This window comes from uncultured Modestobacter sp., assembly GCF_947486615.1.
In the GTDB taxonomy this organism is placed as follows: Bacteria; Actinomycetota; Actinomycetes; order Mycobacteriales; family Geodermatophilaceae; genus Modestobacter.
The window spans coordinates 337,887-355,799 of record NZ_CANKUD010000004.1 but is presented as its reverse complement, the minus strand read 5'-3'; the positions used below and the strand labels follow the sequence as shown (position 1 = coordinate 355,799).

General features: G+C 75.2%; 18 protein-coding genes. 9 read left to right on the top strand and 9 right to left on the bottom strand.

The annotated features are described in order from the left end of the window. Positions 1-12 precede the first annotated feature (12 nt). The 4 genes from kdpA to Q1A09_RS10390 form a co-directional block, all read right to left on the bottom strand. The gene (gene kdpA / locus Q1A09_RS10400) at positions 13-1,725 is read right to left on the bottom strand and encodes a potassium-transporting ATPase subunit KdpA (RefSeq protein WP_299954378.1); all 1,713 of its coding nucleotides are present in this window, start codon (positions 1,723-1,725) and stop codon (positions 13-15) included. Beyond that, positions 1,725-1,805, bottom strand: a complete 81-nt coding sequence (gene kdpF / locus Q1A09_RS22600; protein ID WP_366139772.1) for a K(+)-transporting ATPase subunit F — start codon at positions 1,803-1,805, stop codon at positions 1,725-1,727. Before kdpF ends, kdpA begins: the two co-directional genes overlap by 1 nt. A 335-nt stretch (positions 1,806-2,140) precedes the next feature. Then, the gene (locus tag Q1A09_RS10395) at positions 2,141-2,560 is read right to left on the bottom strand and encodes a VOC family protein (RefSeq protein ID WP_299954375.1); all 420 of its coding nucleotides are present in this window, start codon (positions 2,558-2,560) and stop codon (positions 2,141-2,143) included. A 10-nt stretch (positions 2,561-2,570) separates the two neighbouring features. Beyond that, the gene (locus Q1A09_RS10390; RefSeq protein ID WP_299954372.1) at positions 2,571-3,005 is read right to left on the bottom strand and encodes a helix-turn-helix domain-containing protein; all 435 of its coding nucleotides are present in this window, start codon (positions 3,003-3,005) and stop codon (positions 2,571-2,573) included. 233 nt (positions 3,006-3,238) lie between these two features. Between Q1A09_RS10390 and Q1A09_RS10385 the strand changes: the two genes are divergently transcribed. The 6 genes from Q1A09_RS10385 to Q1A09_RS10360 all read left to right on the top strand — a co-directional run bounded on the left by Q1A09_RS10385 (position 3,239) and on the right by Q1A09_RS10360 (position 8,917). Beyond that, the gene (locus Q1A09_RS10385) at positions 3,239-3,859 is read left to right on the top strand and encodes a hypothetical protein (protein WP_299954370.1); all 621 of its coding nucleotides are present in this window, start codon (positions 3,239-3,241) and stop codon (positions 3,857-3,859) included. Between the two features lie 97 nt (positions 3,860-3,956). After that, positions 3,957-6,479 (top strand): ATP-binding protein, encoded by a 2,523-nt coding sequence (locus Q1A09_RS10380; protein WP_299954368.1) that lies wholly within the window; start codon positions 3,957-3,959, stop codon positions 6,477-6,479. A gap of 5 nt (positions 6,480-6,484) precedes the next feature. Continuing rightward, on the top strand, positions 6,485-7,150 hold the full coding sequence (locus Q1A09_RS10375) for a response regulator (RefSeq protein WP_299954365.1): 666 nt from the start codon (positions 6,485-6,487) through the stop codon (positions 7,148-7,150). A gap of 274 nt (positions 7,151-7,424) precedes the next feature. After that, positions 7,425-7,697 (top strand): helix-turn-helix transcriptional regulator, encoded by a 273-nt coding sequence (locus tag Q1A09_RS10370; protein ID WP_299954363.1) that lies wholly within the window; start codon positions 7,425-7,427, stop codon positions 7,695-7,697. After that, on the top strand, positions 7,694-8,176 hold the full coding sequence (locus Q1A09_RS10365; protein ID WP_299954361.1) for a hypothetical protein: 483 nt from the start codon (positions 7,694-7,696) through the stop codon (positions 8,174-8,176). Before Q1A09_RS10370 ends, Q1A09_RS10365 begins: the two co-directional genes overlap by 4 nt. A gap of 141 nt (positions 8,177-8,317) precedes the next feature. Beyond that, the gene (locus tag Q1A09_RS10360) at positions 8,318-8,917 is read left to right on the top strand and encodes a hypothetical protein (RefSeq protein WP_299954359.1); all 600 of its coding nucleotides are present in this window, start codon (positions 8,318-8,320) and stop codon (positions 8,915-8,917) included. 60 nt (positions 8,918-8,977) lie between these two features. Here the strand turns inward: Q1A09_RS10360 and Q1A09_RS10355 are convergent, their stop codons facing one another. The 5 genes from Q1A09_RS10355 to Q1A09_RS10335 form a co-directional block, all read right to left on the bottom strand. Continuing rightward, positions 8,978-9,703 (bottom strand): M23 family metallopeptidase, encoded by a 726-nt coding sequence (locus Q1A09_RS10355; RefSeq protein ID WP_299954357.1) that lies wholly within the window; start codon positions 9,701-9,703, stop codon positions 8,978-8,980. 642 nt (positions 9,704-10,345) lie between these two features. Continuing rightward, positions 10,346-11,419, bottom strand: coding sequence for a hypothetical protein (locus Q1A09_RS10350; RefSeq protein WP_299954355.1), 1,074 nt, complete (start codon positions 11,417-11,419; stop codon positions 10,346-10,348). Further along, on the bottom strand, positions 11,416-12,087 hold the full coding sequence (locus tag Q1A09_RS10345; RefSeq protein ID WP_299954353.1) for an SCO family protein: 672 nt from the start codon (positions 12,085-12,087) through the stop codon (positions 11,416-11,418). The genes Q1A09_RS10350 and Q1A09_RS10345 overlap by 4 nt, the downstream gene beginning before the upstream one ends. Then, positions 12,084-12,845: a YcnI family protein gene (locus Q1A09_RS10340; protein WP_299954352.1), complete on the bottom strand. Its 762-nt coding sequence runs from the start codon at positions 12,843-12,845 to the stop codon at positions 12,084-12,086. The genes Q1A09_RS10345 and Q1A09_RS10340 overlap by 4 nt, the downstream gene beginning before the upstream one ends. A 30-nt stretch (positions 12,846-12,875) precedes the next feature. Continuing rightward, positions 12,876-14,666 carry a copper resistance protein CopC gene (locus Q1A09_RS10335; RefSeq protein WP_299954350.1) on the bottom strand — a complete coding sequence of 597 codons (1,791 nt, stop codon included), beginning with the start codon at positions 14,664-14,666 and terminating at the stop codon, positions 12,876-12,878. A 306-nt stretch (positions 14,667-14,972) separates the two neighbouring features. Here Q1A09_RS10335 and Q1A09_RS10330 point away from each other — a divergent pair, with 306 nt between their 5' ends. The 3 genes from Q1A09_RS10330 (at position 14,973) to Q1A09_RS10325 (ending at position 17,694) form a co-directional block, all read left to right on the top strand. After that, positions 14,973-16,406 (top strand): MFS transporter, encoded by a 1,434-nt coding sequence (locus Q1A09_RS10330; RefSeq protein ID WP_299954348.1) that lies wholly within the window; start codon positions 14,973-14,975, stop codon positions 16,404-16,406. Between the two features lie 58 nt (positions 16,407-16,464). Continuing rightward, a complete protein-coding gene (locus Q1A09_RS22595; RefSeq protein ID WP_366139770.1) occupies positions 16,465-16,572 on the top strand; it encodes a putative leader peptide in 108 nt (35 codons plus the stop codon). Positions 16,573-16,656: 84 nt separating this feature from the next. Next, entirely contained in the window at positions 16,657-17,694 is a 1,038-nt protein-coding gene (locus tag Q1A09_RS10325; RefSeq protein ID WP_299954346.1) for a sulfite exporter TauE/SafE family protein, read from the top strand. The last annotated feature ends 219 nt before the right edge of the window (positions 17,695-17,913 follow it).

The window sequence follows — 17,913 nt, the reverse complement described above, 5'->3', positions numbered from 1 at the left end:
CGACGGTGGCGGTCACGCGAGGGCCTCGGCGAGCGGGCCCAGCGCGAGCGCCGGGAAGTACGTGAGGCCGACGACGACCAGGACGACGGCGCCCAGCAGGCCGACGAACAGCGGCTGGTGGGTGGGCAGCGTCCCGGCGGTCACCGGCGCCTTGCCCTGCACCGCGAGCCGGCCGGCCAGCGCGACCACCAGCACGATGGGCAGGAAGCGGCCGAACGCCATCGCCAGGCCCAGTGCGGTGTTGTAGAAGGGCGTGTTCGCGCTCAGCCCGGCGAACGCCGAGCCGTTGTTGTTCGACGCCGAGGTGAAGGCGTAGAGCACCTCGGAGAGCCCGTGCGAGCCGCTGTTGAGCAGCGAGCTCAGGCCGGTGTCGGTGACCACCGCGATCGCCGTCCCGGTGAGCACGAGCACCGGGGTGACCAGCACGTACAGCGACGCCAGCGTCATCTCGCGGCGGCCGAGCTTCTTGCCCAGGTACTCCGGGGTGCGCCCGACCATCAGCCCGGCGACGAACACCGCGACGACGGCGAGCACGAGCATCCCGTAGAGCCCGGAACCGACCCCGCCGGGCGCGACCTCGCCGAGCATCATGTTCGCCAGCACCAGCATCCCGCCGGTGGGCGTGTAGCTGTCGTGCATCGAGTTGACCGCGCCGGTGGAGGTCAGCGTCGTCGCCGTCCCGAAGAGCGCCGAGAGCGGACCGCCGAAGCGGACCTCCTGGCCCTCGGTCGCGGCGCCGGCGAGCTGCAGTGCTGCTCCCCCGGCCCGGGCCTGCGCCCAGCTGGTCAGTGCCAGCGACGCGGTGGCCAGGCCGGCCATCACGCCGACGATCGCCAGACCCTGCCGGCGGTCACCGACCATCCGGCCGAAGGTGCGCGGCAGCGAGAACGGGATGACCAGCAACAGGAACACCTGGAACAGCGAGATCCAGGCGCTCGGGCCCTCGAACGGGTGCGCGGAGTTGGCGTTGTAGAAGCCGCCACCGTTGGTGCCCAGCTCCTTGATCGCCTCCTGCGAGGCCACCGGCCCGCCGGGCAGGAACTGCGTCGCACCGGCCAGCGTGTTCGCGTCGGTGCCCGACGACAGGTTCTGCACCACGCCACCGAGCACCAGGACGACGGCGGCCACGGTGGCCAGCGGCAGCAGCACCCGGGTGATCGCCCGGGTCAGGTCGACCCAGAAGTTGCCCAGCCGGTCGGTGCCGCTGCGGGCGAAACCGCGCACCAGCGCGATCGCCACCGCGATGCCGACCCCGGCGGAGACGAAGTTCTGCACCGCCAGCCCGGCCATCTGCACCAGGTGGCCCATCGTCGACTCGCCGCTGTAGCCCTGCCAGTTCGTGTTGGTCACGAAGCTGACCGCGGTGTTCCAGGCCGAGCCCGGCTCGACAGCGGCCATCTCGTGGTCCAGCGGCAGCCACTGCTGCACGCGCTGCAGCAGGTACAGGAAGAGCACCGACACCAGCGAGAAGGCCAGCACGCTGCGCAGGTACACCGGCCACCGCTGCTCGGAGTCCGCGTCCACCCCCACGGCGCGGTAGACCAGCCGTTCGACCCGCCAGTGCCCTCGGGGCAGGAGTCGCGACTTTGGCCCCTCGGGGGCGGGGTCGGGGGCGGCGTCGGTGGTGAACACCCGGGCCATCCAGTCGCCGAGCGGCTTGTGCACGGCGACCAGGGCGACCACCAGCAGCGCCACCTGCAGCCAGCCGGCTGCGGTGCTGCTCATCAGAACCGCTCCGGGAACAGCAGGCTGCCGAGCAGGTAGAGCACCAGCCCGGCGGCCACGGCCAACGCGACCCAGGTCACAGCCGTTCCACCCCCCGCACCGCCAGCGCGAGCAGCCCGAAGACCACCAGCGTCAGGAGCACGTAGACCACGTCGGTCACGTCGAGAGCACCTTCATCCGCATCCGGGTGGACGACCGGTCGTCGTCCACGTCCGGGCGGCGACGCTAGGAGCGCTCAGCGGTGCTGACGGGTGTCTTGACGAGTCCTTGACGGCGGCGGGTGGCGACCTTGACGCCGCCCTGACGGACAGCCGACGCCGACCCGGACAGGAGGCCGCAGCGATGTGCGCTGGCGGCCCGTTCCACGGTCAGAACGGGCCGCCAGCGCACACTGCCGGCGTCGGCCCTCCGGGGGTCAGGACGGCGGCGGGGTCAGCTGGGCGATGCGGACGGAGTTGCCGAACGGGTCGCGGAAGCCGAAGTCGATGCCGTAGGGCTGCACGACCGGCTCCTCCGGCAGGTCGACGCCCTTCTCCTTCAGCGCGGCGTGGGTCTTCTGCGCGTCGTCGGTGGTGAAGAACAGGTGCCCGCCGCCGGCGCCCTTGGTGACCAGGTCGCGCACCTGGCCGGCGATCTCCGGGCTGACCGACGGCGGCGCGGGCAGCTCCAGCAGCACGGCGTGGCCGGGGTCGCTGGGCAGCGCCACGGTCAGGAAGCGCATCGGCCCGAACTGCTGGTCGGTCTGCACCTCGAAGCCGAGCGTGCCGACGTAGAAGTCCAGCGCCTGGTCCTGGTCGAGGACGTAGAGCGAGGTGATCGAGATCGAGGTCAACATGGGCAGGACGCTAGGGGCGGACGGCGTCCCCGGGCTTCTCCGAAACTGCGCACTCCCCGGCCGGCCGCAGCCAGCGCATGCCGAAGCAGGAGGGCACCGGCGCCAGCGGGCCGCGGCGCCGGTACACGCTCGGCGGCTCCCCCACGATCTCGGCGAACACCCGGCTGAACGTGCCCAGGCTGGCGAAGCCGACGTCCATGCAGATGTCGGTCACCGACCGGTTGGAGCTGCGCAGCAGGGTCATCGCCCGCTCCACCCGGCGCCGCTGCAGGTACCGGTGCGGGGTCTCCCCGAACGTGGCCTTGAAGGTGCGGATGAAGTGGGCCTCCGACACGTGCGCGACCCGGGCCAGGGTCGGGACGTCGAGCGGCTCGGCGTAGGCCCGGTCCATCGCGTCGCGGGCCCGCAGCATCCGCAGGTTCGAGTCCTCGCTCGCCCGGCTCATCGGGGCCCGCGCGCAGGCCAGGGCCCGCCCGCGTCACGCCACCACCCGCCGCTCATGGCGTCCCTCCGTCCACGCTCCCCGACCCGGCGAACCGTGCCGTCGCCGCGCCCCCGGCGTCAAGGACCGGATCCGGGGATCCCCTGATGTGCCCGCGGCCGGGAGCCGACAGGCTCATCTCGGCGGGTCGCCGGCCGGGCCGATCAGTTCGGGCACCCGCGGCGGTCAGGAAGGGCGTGGACCCCGTGGTGGACGCCGTGCTCGACCAGGTCGGCGGGTGGCCGGCCGCGCTGGTCCTCGGCGCCGCCGCGCTGGTGCTCGCCCTGGAGAGCGGGGTGCTCGCGGGCGTCCTGCTGCCCGGGTCGACCACGCTCGTCGTCCTCGGGCTGTGGTCGGCGACGACCGGCACCCACCCGGCGCTGCCCGTCGCCGTCGCCGCGGCGGCCAGCACCGCGGGCGCGCTGCACGGCTGGCTGCGCGGTTCCCGCCGCCGCGACACCGGCCTGCCGCTGGGCCGGCTGCGCCCCCGGGTCGAACCGGCGGTGCGCCAGGTGCAGGCGTGGCTGACCGCCCGGTCGCCCGGCCGGACGGCGCTGCTGCTCGCCACCGCGCACTGGGCCGCGGTCACCCGCACGCTCACCCCGCGCGTGGCCGGTGGCGCCGGGGTGCCGCTGCGGCTGGTCGCACCGGTCGTCGCCGCGAGCTGCCTCGGGTGGGCCACCACCGTCGTCCTGCTGTCCCGGCGGTTCGGCCAGCAGGTCGCCGACGACGCCGGCTGGGTGCCGGTCGCCGCGGTCGCCGTCCTGGCCGGGGCCCTGCTGGTCCGCCGCCGGCTCCGGCCCCTGCCCCGTCCGTGACGCCGGCGACCGGGCCAGCACCTCGTCGGGGTGGTCTTGACGCGATCCTGACGCCCGGCGGCGCCGGTCGGGGCCGGAGCAGGACGATCATGAGGGCATGGCCCGCGGCACGCTGCGCATCTACCTGGGCGCCGCCCCCGGCGTCGGGAAGACCTTCGCCGTGCTCGGCGAGGCCCACCGGCGCCGCGAGCGCGGCTGCGACGTCGTCGTCGGGCTGGTCGAGACGCACGGCCGGCCACGCACCGTCGCCGCCCTGGAGGGGCTGGAGGTGCTGCCCCGCGCCCGGGTCACCCACCGCGGCGTTCCCCTCGAGGAGCTCGACGTCGAGGGGCTGCTGGCCCGCCGGCCCGACTGGGTGGTCATCGACGAGCTCGCGCACACCAACGTGCCCGGCAGCCGGCACGAGAAGCGCTGGCAGGACGTCGAGCAGGTGCTCGACGCCGGGATCAGCGTGCTGACCACGGTGAACGTGCAGCACCTGGAGAGCCTCAACGACGTCGTCGAGCAGATCACCGGCGTCCCGCAGCAGGAGACCGTGCCCGACGCGGTGGTGCGCCGGGCCGACCAGATCGAGCTGGTCGACATGAGCCCGGAGGCACTGCGCCGCCGGCTCGCGCACGGCAACGTCTACGCACCCGAGCGGGTCGACGCCGCGATGGGCAACTGGTTCCGGATCGGCAACCTCACCGCGCTGCGCGAGCTGGCGCTGCTGTGGCTGGCCGACCGGGTCGACGAAGGGCTGCGCACGTACAAAGCCGAGCACGCCATCGACCACGTCTGGGAGGCCCGCGAGCGGGTGGTGGTCGCCCTCACCGGTGGCCCGGAGGGCGAGACGCTGATCCGCCGTGCCTCCCGGGTCGCCCGGCGCAGCGGCAACGGCGTGCTGCTCGCCGTGCACGTGCTCTCCGGCGACGGCCTGGCCGGCGCCTCCTCCGGTGCGCTGCGCGCCCAGCGGGCGCTGGTGGAGAGCCTGGGCGGCAGCTACCACCAGGTCGTCGGGGACGACGTCGCCGAGTCGCTGCTGGAGTTCGCCCGCGGCGCCGACGCCACCCAGCTGGTCGTCGGCACCAGCCGGCGCTCGCGCTGGGCGCGGGCACTGCGCGGCGGGATCGGTGGGCGGGTGATCGCCGGGTCCGGCGAGATCGACGTGCACATCGTCACCCACTCCGCGGCCGGCTCCCAGGGCTGGCGGCTGCCGCGCAGCCAGGGGGCGCTCACCGCCCGGCGCCGCTGGCTGGGGTGGCTGGTCGCCGCGATCGGCGTCCCGGTCCTGGCGCTCACCTGCATCGCCGCCCAGGCGGCGCTGTCACTGGCCAGCGTGCTGCTGGTCTTCGTCCTGCTGGTCACCGCGGTCGCCATCGTCGGCGGGCTGTGGCCGGCGCTCACCGCCGCCCTCGCCGGCGGGCTGGTCGCCAACTGGTTCTTCACCGCGCCCACCGGCCGGCTGACCGTCAGCCAGGTCGATGACGTCGTCTCGCTCTTCGGCGGGGTGGTCGTGGCCATCGCCGTCGCCGCCGTGGTCGACCGGTCCGCGCGCCGGGCCACCGCCGCGGCCCGCTCCCGCGCCGAGACCGCGATGCTGGCCTCGCTGTCCCGCTCGGTGCTCGCCGGCGACCGCGGGCTGCCCAGCCTGCTGGAGCAGATCCGGGAGGCGTTCGGGCTGCGCTCGGTGACCATGGTGGAGAGCACCGAGGGCCGCGAGCACACCGTGGGCACCTGCGGCGAGCACGGCCCCGACGAGCAGGTGGACGACGTCGCCGTCACCGACACGCTGACCCTCCGGCTCTGCGGTCGGGCGCTGCCGGCCGGTGACCGCAAGGTGCTGGTGTCCTTCGCCGAGCAGGCCGCCGTCGCCCTGCAGCAGGGACGGCTCGCCGCCCAGGCCGCGGAGGCCTCGCGGCTGGCCGCCGGCAACAGCATGCGCAACGCCCTGCTGGCCGCGGTCAGCCACGACCTGCGCACCCCGCTCGCCGGGATCAAGGCCGCCGCCTCCGCGCTGCGCACCGAGGAGCTCGCGCTCACCGACGACGACCGCGCCGAGCTGATCGCCACCGTCGACGAGTCCGCCGACCGGCTCACCGGCCTGGTCGACAACCTGCTGGACATGAGCCGGCTGCAGGCCGGCGTGGTCACCCCCGCCGCCACCCCGGTCGACGTCCTCGCCGTGGTGGGCCGGGCGCTGACCTGGCTGGAGCCCACCGAGCGGCGCCGGGTCACCCGCCCCGACACCGACGGCCTGCCACCGGCGCTGGCCGACCCCGGGCTGCTGGAGCGGGTGGTGGCCAACCTGCTGCTCAACGCCGCCGGCCACGCGACCGGCGCGCTGCACGTCGACGCCGGCCGGGTGGACGGCCGGGTCGAGCTGCGGGTGGTCGACCGCGGCCCCGGCGTGCCCGAGCGCGACCGGGCCCGGATGTTCGCGCCCTTCCAGCGGCTGGGCGACTCCCCCGCCGGGCAGGGCGTCGGCCTGGGCCTGGCCGTCGCGCGCGGCCTGACCGAGGCGATGGACGGCACCCTCACCGCCGAGGAGACCCCCGGCGGCGGGCTCACCATGGTCGTCTCGCTGCCGGCCGCACCGGTCGCCGCACCCGAGCCCCGGCTGACGGCGGCCGAGGCGTGAGCCGGGTGCTCGTCGTCGATGACGACCCGCAGCTGCGCCGGGCCCTGCGGATCACCCTGCGCGCCGCCGGCTTCGACGTGGTCACCGCCGAGGACGGGCGCACTGCGCTCGCCGAGGCCGCCGCCGCCCACCCCGACCTGGTCGTGCTCGACCTCGGGCTGCCCGACCTCGACGGCACCGAGGTGCTCGCCGGGCTGCGCCCCTGGTTCACCGGGCCGGTCGTGGTCCTCTCCGCCCGCGGCGACAGCTCGGACAAGGTGGGCGCGCTGGACGCCGGCGCCGACGACTACGTGACCAAGCCCTTCGACATGCCCGAGCTGCTCGCCCGGCTCCGGGTGGCGCTGCGCCGGGCCACCCCCCTCCCGGGCGAGCCGGTGGTGCAGACCGACCACTTCACCGTCGACCTGGCCGCCCGCCAGGTCACCGTGGACGGCGTCCCGGTGCGGCTCACCCCCACCGAGTGGGCGCTGCTCTCCGAGCTCGTGCGCGCCCCGGGCCGGCTGATCGGCCAGCGCGACCTGCTCAAGTCGGTGTGGGGGCCGGCCTACGAGCGCGAGACCAACTACCTGCGGGTCTACCTCGCCCAGCTGCGCCGCAAGCTCGAGCCCGACCCGGCGCACCCCCGGTATCTGCACACCGAGCCCGGCATGGGCTACCGGTTCACCCCCTGACCACCACCCCCGCAACCCCGACCGGCGCACCCGTCCGGCCATGTTCGCCAACATGGCCGGAGGGGCGGCGCTCCGCGGGGACGTCGGTCGGGCGGCGTCGCTGCCCCGACGGGCGCACCCGTCCGGCCATGTTCGCCAACATGGCCGGACGGGGCGGCGCTCCGCGGGGGCGACGGTGGTGCGGCGTCGCTGACTCGGGGCGGCCCCAGCAGGAGGTCACGAGCTACCACTGTCGGGGTAGCGCGTGAGCTCACTCTCGTAGTAAGTTTGCTACATGCCACCGCGCAAACGCTCTGATGAGCCGGAGCTCTACAACCGGCTCGCCCTGCTGCGCACCGAGCGCGGCCTGTCCCGCCAGGAGCTGGCCGACGCCGTGGGCGTGCACTACCAGACGATCGGCTACCTCGAGCGCGGCGAGTACAGCCCCAGCGCGACCCTCGCACTGCGACTGGCCGCCGTCTTCGGCCTCCCGATGGATGCGGTCTTCTCCCTCACCCCGTTCCGCACCCTGTCCGAGCAGGTCTACGGCACCCAGGAGTCCCGATGAGCACCCCCACCCGCACCCAGCGTCGCGCCGCCCGCCTCGACGACCCGCGCTTCGAGTCCATCCGCACCCCACGCATCCGCCGCCGGCTGGTGGTGGCCATGTGCGGCCTGCTCGTCGTCGAGGCGGCCCTCTTCTCCGTCGCCGAGTCGGCGCCGGTCGTCTTCGCCGTCGGCCTGGCCGTCCTGCTGATGGCATTCGTCCTCTGCCTGGGCGCCCTGAAGGGCAGCACCCGCGGGGTGGAGGAACTACCGGCGGAGGCACTGGACGAACGCCAGTGGCAGCTGCGCGGCGAGGCCTACGCGCGCACCTACCGGATCGGCTTCGGGCTGCTGACCGCCGAGCTGGTCACCGCCGCCGTCTGGCTGATCGCCGACTGGCCGGCACCGGACCGGGGCGTGCTGCTGGGTGCGCTCCTGCTGCCCTTCCACGTCGGGATCGTGCTGCCGACCCTGGTCACCGCCTGGTCCCGGGAAGCCTGAGCACGACCCCCGCTCCGCGCGACCCTCGGCGAGGCGCCAGTACGGCAGCACGTGAGGCCGGCGCGCAGCGACGTCTCCCTTGCGTCACGCTTCGGGTGGAGCTGCTGGACTCCGGGGCCGTAGGGCCGCACGATGCGAGCCGTGAACGGACCCCGGCCGGTGTGGCCCCTGCTGGCGATGGCGGCGCTGCTGGCCGCCACGCCTGCGCTGGCCTCCTGCGGCGCCGGCGGGCCGGGCAGTGCGCCCTACGTCGCGGAGTTCGGCCTCGGAGCTGATACGCCCGAGGCCCGGGAATTCGTGCTCACGCCGCTCCCCGGACCACGCGTTGAGCTGCTCCCCGCGCCGTCCCCTGCGCCGCGGATCACGCTGCCCGAGCCCGGGGAAGGGTTCGACGAGCGGACCTACACGCCCTCGCCGGCGCCTGCGCCCGACTCCGGTGGCCTGTCGCCCCTTGAGTCGGCCTTCCAGCCCTCGATCGCCTGGGTCAACGACGGCCAGTACCTCGCGGTGGTCACCTTCGGCAGTTCCAGCTGTCCCAGCGGACCGCTCGGTGTCGAGGTGGTCGCCGAGCAGGAGATCGAGATCCGCCTGGGACCGCTGTTCGCCGACGGGGACGCCTGCTCTGCGGACATGAGTGGGCACGTCACGGTGGTGGAGCTGCCGTCGGGGGTCACGCCGGCGAAGCCTCTGGTGGCCCGCTTCCGAGACCACGAGGTGACCATCGAGGCAACGGGTCGCTGACCCGGTCCCGCCCACCTCTCCCCCACGTGTTGCCGCACTGGGCGAGGCGGAGGCGTCCCGCTAGAGCTCGACGCCGCGGGCGCGCAGCCACTTGACCGGGTCGACGCGCTTGCCGTCCATGCCGCCGGAGTGCACCTCGAAGTGCAGGTGCGGGCCGGTCGACTGGCCGCGGCTGCCCAGCAGCGCGATCTGATCACCGGCGCTGACCACGTCGCCGGCATCGACCTGGATCTTCTCCATGTGCCCGTAGACGGTCACGTCGCCGCTCACGCCCAGGATGTAGACCGCCAGGCCGTAGCCGCTGGCCGCGCCCGCGCGCAGCACCACGCCGTCCTCGACCGCGTACTCGGGGGTGAGCATCGGGGCGGCGAGGTCGATGCCCCAGTGCATGGTGCCCCAGCGCTGGCAGAAGCAGCTGGTCAGCCGGGCGTTCTCCACCGGCGCGACCACCTTCGGGCGGGCGGCCTCCGCTGCTGCCGCGGCTGCCTCGGCGGCCGCGGCCTGCTCCTGGGCGACCCGCTCGGCCCGGGCGGCGCGGGAGGCCGCGACCTCGGCGAGCCGGGCGCGCGCCTCGACCTCGGTGATCGCCAGCTGCGGGCTCAGCTCGGTCTCCATCAGCCCCTCGGCGTCCGACCCCAGCAGCTCGGAGGCGACGACCGACTCCCGGGCGTCCGCGGTCGGCAGGGTCTGCGACCCGATCAGCGCCACCGCGGCGCCCACGACCACCGCCGCCAGCAGCGCCGCCGGGCGACGGCGGGCGACGGCCCGCGGGGCGGGCGGCAGCACGATCGGCCACGACCCGGAGGACGTCGAGAACGAGGACGGCGACCCCGACGACGCACTGGCCGAGCCGGCGGAGGGCCACCCCGAGGACGACGGGCCGGCGGCGGACGAGCTAGCCGGCAGCGACCCGAAGGACGGCGTCCCGGTGGAGACCGGACGCGGCGACGGCGACCCGGTGGACCGGGAGCTCGAGGACGGAGCGACCGCACGTCCGCGGGTGCGGACGGTGGTGCCGGCGTGCCTCGAGCCCATGTGCCTGCCTCTCGTCACCTCCGGCGTCCCCCACGGCCCGGATCGGTTCGGCAGCCATCGAAACACCTAGTGACATGGTTGTAATTCGCTGCTCGGCGTGTTCGCACAGACACGCCGTGAAGTCGTTCGTCAGGCGGGCGAGAACGGGCGGAACCGGGCTTGATCGGCAGTCCGTTCGGTCCCGTGTCGACATGTCGACCCGACCGCCCGACCGCTCATCCGGTGCTCGTGTCGACATGTCGACATGGGGACAGCGAACCGGCGGCCGGTCGGACGGTCGGGAGCGAGTCCGTCGGTCGGTCGCGAGTCGGTCGCTCGCGCGTCGATCGGGGCGACTCGGTCGGTCGGTCACGGGACGGTCGGGAGCGAGTCGGTCGGTCGGTCGGGAGCGCGTCAGCCGACGGCCGGCGCGGGAACCGCCCGGGCGTCGTCCCGGAACCGCCGGGCCGCGCCGAGACCGCCGATCACCAGGCCCAGGCCGACGGCCACCAGCACCGCCACCGCCGCACGGGCCAGCAGCTGCGGGCCGGTGGTCAGGGCGTTCGCGGTCCAGAGCACGTCGACGTCGGGCAGTCCCTGCACCAGCAGCAGCCAGCCCACCACGACAGCCATCAGCCCGGCCAGCACCCCGCGACCCCGCAGCGCCGCGCGCCCCCCGATGCCGGCGGCCAGCAGCACCATCAGCGCCGGCAGCAGCGCCGAGACGATCGCCCCGGCGTGCGAGGAGACGGTCGACGGCGGCACCGGTGTGGCCAGCGCGTGGTACAGCGAGGCGACCACGGCCAGGCCCAGCACCGCCCCCAGCGGCCGCGGGCTGCGGGCCAGCCACCCGACGGCCACCGTCCCGGCCAGCAGCAGGAGGTAGACCGGCCAGATCAGCCACCCCGGGGGCGGCGGGCTCCAGGTGAGCACGCCGGCCACCTCCACCTCGGTGCCGCCGTGGGCCATCGGCACCGTCCACTCGCTGACCGTGTGCGCACGGTCCGGCGCGGCGGCCACCAGCGGCGGCAGCTGCCCCTCGGTCATCCAGTGCGTGCGGTGGTCGTGCCAGGCGTACGCCGGCTCGGTCGACACCTGCTCCCACTCGGGGGCGGCGACGATGTCGACGTCGTCCGGGATCGGGGTGCGGCCGTACCGGTCGAGGTTCAGGTAGGTCGCCGGGCTCAGCGCGTTGCGCCAGACGCCGTCCGGGCCGATCCGCAGGTACGGCTCCCCGGAGTAGCCCGGCACGGTGAGCTCGGTGCCGGTGTCGTTGACCACCTCGAGCTGGTCACCGAACTGCAGCACCCGCACGGTGACCCCAGGGAGCTCCGGGGTGACCGAGCGCAGCGCGGCGTCGAAGTCGCTGCCCGCCGCGCCGCCCCCCACGTGCGCCGAGGCCGGCGCAGCGACGGCCAGCGTGGCGAGCAGGCCGAGCAGCACCACCGCTGCCCGGCCGGCCGCCGTCCGGAGCCGGGCGCCGGTCACTCCGCGGCGACGAGGGCCAGGTCGTGGGCGATGTCCTTGGCGTTGTTCCCCGCGTTGAAGGCCACGTCGGCCTCACCGTCGGTGCCGTAGAGCAGGAGCATCGCCGAGTGCTGCTGCCCGTCCGCCTCCGCCTGCGGTACGCCGGCGGCCAGCTGCGCCTGGTCGATCTGGGCCTGGTCACCGGTCAGCCCGACGAAGGAGGTGGGCAGGTCGGCGTCGAAGCGGCCCAGGTACTCCCCCAGCACCTCGCTGGTGTCCCGCGCCGGGTCGGTCGTCACGAACACCACGTTGGTCTGCTCGGCGAGCGCCGGGTCGACGCTGCGCAGCGCGAGCGCCACGTCGGCCATCGTGGTCGGGCAGATGTCCGGGCAGTTGGTGTAGCCGAAGAACAGCAGGGTGGGCCCGTCCGCGGTCTGCGCGGCGAAGTCGAAGGGCGCACCGGTGCTGTCGGTGAGGGTGAACTCCGGCTTCTGGTACGGGTCGGCCAGGTGCAGGCCCTCGTAGCCGCCGTCGTCCTCGGCGAGGGTGGCGGGCGCGTCGCCGGAGTGGTCGTGCCCCCCGGCGCCGGCATCCGCTTCGGCGTCACCACCACAACCAGCCAGCAGCAGGCCGGCGGCGAGCAGGAGCGCGGGGACCCCGCGCCGGGCCGTAGCAGTCGCAGAGCTCACGAGGACACGGTACGTCGGCGCGCGGTCAGACCGAGGAACAGACCGCCCAGCCCGGCCAGCAGGCCGAGGACGGCGAGCACCAGCGCGGTGACCGCGGTCCCGTCGGTGCCGTCGTCCGCGCTCTCGGCCGACGCGGTGTCGGTCGCGGTGTCGCCCGCGGCGGTGTCCGTGCTGCCGTGCGCATTCGTCCCGGCGCCCTCCCCGGACAGCGTGAGCACCGGCGCCGGGTACGCGGGCTCCGCCTGCCCGTCGACGGTCGGCTCGATCCAGGCCGCCTCCGAGCCGTCGCTGTAGCTCTGCACGGCGTTGAACGTCAGGCTCTCGGTGTCCGGGAACGGCCCGCCGGACAACGCGAACTCCTGGAACTCCCCGGGGGCGATGCCGCCGCCGTCCTCGGCGCGGTACTCCACCACCGAGACGGCCTGGTCGACGGTCTCGCCGTGCACCTCGGCCGGCGGGTCGAGCTGGGCCTGGGTGAGCGACACCGTCCAGCCGGGCACCGGCTGCGCGCGCAGCGACGTCAGCGGGGTGTCGGTGGGCACCTGGATCCGCAGGGCGACCGTGCTGGCCACGTCGCTCTCGTTGGGCACCCGGAAGGTGAGCTTCCCGTAGCCACCCGGCGCCGCATCGGCCGAGGAGACGGTGACGTGGGCCGAGGCGACCCCGCCGCCGACGGCGAGCAGTCCGGTCAGCGCGACCGCCCCGGACAGCAGGACGACGGCCGGACGACGGACGGGACGGGACAGGTGCAGGGACAACGGATCTCCTCGTTCGGGTTTCTCAGGGGTTCAGCGCACCGGGAAGACGGTGCTGGCGGTGACGGCGGTGAACTCGTCCAGCCGGACGGTGACCGCGAGGGTCCAGCTGCCCGCGGTGGGCAGCACGGGGTCGGCGACGTAGTGGCCGGGACCGGCGGCGGCGAGCTCGACGTCGAGCGGGCCGATCTCCTGCGCCAGCTCGGTGAGGGTCACCGAGATCTGCTGGGGCTGGGTCAGCTGCCCGTCGGCGTCGTAGAGGTAGACGTGCATCGAGGTGGGGCCCGGGCGCGCCGGATCCAGGGAGACCTGCACGGTGCCGTTGCCCGCCGTCCCGGACGCGGACTGCAGCGGCAGGGTCGCCTCGACCGGGACGGCCAGCGCGGCCGTCGCCGGGGGCTGGCTCACCAGCACCGCCGACAGCGCCAGCACCACCACCGCCCCGGCCAGCTCGACCAGCACCGAGCGGCGCAGCACCCCCAGGTGCGCGGGCTCCTCGACCGGGGCGTCCGCCCCCACGGGCTGCTCGACCGGAGCCTCCGCCCTCGCGGGCTCATCGACCGGGGCGTCCGCGCCGGCGGCGAAGGCCTGGGCGACCACCCGCCGGCCGGGGCGGCTGCGGGCGCCCAGCCGCTGCTGCACCCAGTCGCGGCTGACCAGCGCGGCGACGAACACGACGAGCACCACGGCGAGCTTGGCCAGCAGCACCCAGCCGTAGCCGGTCTGCACCAGGCCGGCGAACGAGCCCACCTCGCGCACCGACTGCAGCACCCCGGTGACCACCAGGGCGCCGATCAGCCCGGCCGCCAGCTTCGACCAGCGCGGCAGCGCGGCGACCAGCTCCGCGGCCGGGGTGCCGCCGCGCAGCGCGCCGCCGAAGAGCGCGGCCAGCCCGCCCAGCCAGCCGCTCATCGCCGCCACGTGCACGGCAGCGACGGCGACGGCGAGCACCGGCGTCGCGCCGGCCACCGGGTGCCCGACGGCCGCGACGGCGACCACCAGACCGGCCCCGAGCACGCCGGCGGTGGCCAGCACGGGGACGCCCGGGGCGCGCGACCGGCGCCAGCCGAGCGCCAGGACGACGCCGAGCACCGCCGCCAGTGCCGCGCGCAGCAGCAGCGTGCGGCCGTACGTGCTGCCCAGGGTGGAGCCGAGCAGCTGGCCGTCCAGCAGCGCGCCGATCCCGGCCGCGGCCGCGTAGGGCCCCTGCAGCAGCACCGACAGCGCGGCGCCGACCACGACCGCGGCCAGCCCGCCCAGCGTGGCCCGGCGCAGCAGCGGCAGCCGCCAGCCCCCGGGCCAGCAGGTGGCCAGCGTCAGCGGCACCCCGAGCCCCAGCGCCAGCCCGAGGTAGCCCAGCCAGCGGGCCGCGGGCAGGGCCGTGCCGATCACCGGGTCGACGTCGTCGGCGACGTCCACCGACCCGGCGTCGACCGCATCGGCGTCCCCGATCACGAAGGAGAAGGCCCCGGAGACCGGGTGGGAGTCGGCGGACACGACCCGGTAGGTGACCACGTAGCCGGCGGCGGGCAGGTCGTCGCGCAACGGCACGGTGACCGTTCCGTCGCGCACCTCCGCGGCGCCGGTGTCGACCCGCTCGCCCGCGCCGTCCAGCACCCGGGCGTAGCCGGCGCCCAGCGACACCGACTCGTTGAACGAGATGGTCACCTCGGCCGGCACCTCGTCCAGCCGGGCGCCGTCCGCCGGGGTGGTCGTCGTGACCGTCGCGTGCGCCGACGCCGGGCGGGCGGTGAGCACGTCGACCACCAGGCCCGCGCCGAGCAGCGCGCACAGCAGCAGGACGGCGGGGAACAGCCGCCTCACCCGGTCACCGGTCCCCGCTCGCATCGTCTGACGTGCACGCAGGAACAGTCGTCCGCCGACGCCGTCCAGTTCCCGGCGTGCGCGACGGGCCGGGACGAGCGGCGAGGGCGCCCCAGGTTCCGCCGCCCGGCCCGGGCGCCGCCGCGCGGACGCTGGCCCGCGGGCGTGATGCTCACCACCACCCCGACCACGAGCGCCGGCGCGCTGCGGGATCGCGGCCACCAGAGTGGTCGTCCGGCCCGCCGCCGGACCGGTGCCGGCGAGGGGGCCGTGGTCACGCATGCACCGGTGGGCTAGGAAGAGGGCGTGTCGTCACCCCCACCGCCCGCGGCGGCCGTGCCCGCCGACGACGCCGTCGAACTGGGCACCGCGCGCGGACGATGGGTGGTGCTGGCCACGGTGCTGGCCTCCGGCGTCGCATTCCTCGACGCGACCGCGGTCAACGTGGCCCTGCCGACGATCGGGGCCGAGCTGGGGGCCTCGCTCGCCGCGCTGCAGTGGACCGTCAACGGCTACACGCTCACCCTGGCCGCGCTGATCCTGCTGGGCGGTGCGCTCGGTGACCGCTACGGACGCCGCCGGGTGTTCGTCATCGGTGTGGTCTGGTTCGCCCTGGCGTCCCTGCTGTGCGGCCTGGCGCAGGACACCGCGCAGCTGGTGGCCGCCCGGGCGCTGCAGGGCGTGGGTGGCGCGTTGCTCACCCCGGGCAGCCTGGCCATCCTGCAGGCCTCCTTCCGCCCGCAGGACCGCGCCCGGGCCATCGGGCTGTGGTCCGCCCTCGGCGGCATCGCCGGCCTGGTCGGGCCCTTCGTCGGCGGCTTCCTGGTGGACGCGGTGAGCTGGCGCTGGGTGTTCGGGGTGAACGTGCCGCTGGCCGCCGCGGTGGCCGTCGTCGCCGTCCGGCACGTGCCGGAGAGCCGGGACCCGGACGCGCACGGTCGGTTCGACGTGCTGGGCTCGATCACCGGCGCCGTCGCGCTGGGTGGGGTGACGTACGCACTGATCGCGGCCGGGGACGACCCGGGCACCGCGGCGGTGTGGACGTCGGCGGCGATCGGCGTGGCCGCGGCGGCGGCGTTCGTCGTCCGGGAGCGGCGGGCCGCCGCCCCGATGCTGCCGCTGGGCGTCTTCGCCGACCGCCAGTTCACCGGCGCCAACCTGAGCACCCTGGCCGTCTACGGCGCGCTGGGCGGTTTCTCCTTCTTCCTGGTGCTGCAGCTGCAGACGGTGCTCGGCTACGGCGCCACCCTCGCCGGCGCGGCCAGCCTGCCGCCGAGCATCCTGCTCACCCTCCTCTCCGCCCGGGCCGGCGCGCTGGCCCAGCGGATCGGCCCTCGGCTGCCGATGACCGTGGGCCCGCTGGTGGCCGCCACCGGGCTGGCCTGGCTGTCGGCCGTGGACGCCGGCAGCGGCTACTGGTCGGCGGTGTTCCCGGGCTCGGTGCTCTTCGGGCTGGGGATGGCGCTGCTGGTGGCCCCGCTGACCGCCACCGTGCTGGCCGCCGCCCCCGACCACCTGGCCGGCGTGGCGAGCGGGGTGAACAACGCGGTGGCCCGCGCCGCGGGCCTGCTGGCGGTCGCCGCGCTCCCGGTGGCGGTGGGGCTGTCGGCCGGTGGGGAGCTCGGCGCGACCGACTTCAGCGCCGGCTACCAGCGCGCCCTGCTGATCTGCGCCGGGCTGATGGTCGCCGGCGCCGGAACCGCCTGGGCGACGATCCGGAACGACGTGCTGCACGACTGATCCCACTGCGTGGGAGGCCATTCCACACAATCCCTACCAAAGTGGTAGACATGCCGTCGTGACGACGACGGCCCTCCTCGCGCCCGCCTCTCCGGGCGAGCTGCTGGTGAGCCGTCTGCACGTCGACCTGCTCCGGGTCGCCACCGCAACCTGTCCGGGCCGCTGACCCGCGCGCCGTTCGCGGCGCCCCTCGTCCAGCCCGCCTGACGCGCCCTCGCGCGCGGCGCCACGACCCCGGAGCACCTCCCTCGTGAAGACCCTGATCCTGCTCGCCCTCGCCGGCCTGGGCGCCCAGCTCGTCGACGGCAGCCTCGGCATGGGCTACGGCGTCACCTCGACGACCCTGCTGCTGGCCATCGGCACCAACCCGGCCGCCGCCTCGGCCACCGTGCACCTCGCCGAGATCGGCACGAACCTTGCCTCGGGCCTGTCGCACTGGAAGTTCGGCAACGTCGACTGGAAGGTCGTCGCGAAGATCGGCGTCCCCGGGGCGGTCGGCGCCTTCGTCGGGGCCACCGTGCTGTCGAACGTCTCCACCGCGATCGCCGGCCCGGCGATGTCGCTGATCCTGCTGGGCCTGGGCCTCTACCTGCTGGTCCGGTTCACCCTGCGCGGCCTCGACAAGCGCCAGCTCGGCAAGCCGATGCGCGCCCGGTTCCTGGCCCCGCTCGGCCTGACCGCCGGCTTCATCGACGCGACCGGTGGCGGCGGCTGGGGGCCGGTCAGCACCCCGGCGATCCTGGCCAGCGGCCGGATGGAGCCGCGCAAGACGATCGGCTCCATCGACACCTCCGAGTTCCTGGTGTCCCTCGCCGCCAGCCTGGGCTTCCTGTTCGCGCTCGGCAGCCAGGGGATCGAGCTGGTCTGGGTGCTCGGCCTGCTCGCCGGTGGCCTGGTCGCCGCACCGCTGGCCGCGTGGCTGGTGCGCTTCGTCCCGCCGCGCCTGCTCGGTGCCGGGGTCGGGGGCATGATCGTGGCGACCAACACCACCAGCCTGCTCGGCAGCGACTGGGTCGGCGCCAGCGACCCGGTCCGCCGCGCCGTCCTGGCCGTGGTCTACCTGGTCTGGGCCGCCGCGGTCGTCTGGTCCTTCCGCGAGCACCGCCGCGAGCGGGCAGCGGAGCGGGCCGAGGCACTGGCCGCCGAGGCCCGGGCGCTGGCCGCCGAGGCCCGGGCGCTGGCCGCCGAAGCCGACGCGCTCGCTGAGGAGCGGGTGGCTTCGCCGAACGCCGTCGCCCCGCTGCCGCCCCGCGACGACAGCGTCGCCGCCGGCCACCGCCGGGCCTGACCCGTACCGCCTCCGGCCCACCTGCCGCCGGACCCAGGGGTCGGATCAGGGCTGCTGGTCGGAGCGGTCACAGCACCTCGGGCGACCGAGGTCGCCTGCTCGACGACGGACGCGCGGCGGCCTTTGCTGGATCGGCAACTCTTCTTGTCACCCGTGCACGTCCCGGCGCACTCTCGAGCTCAGCGGGCACCCACCGGTGGCCGCGAGGGCGATGGCGAG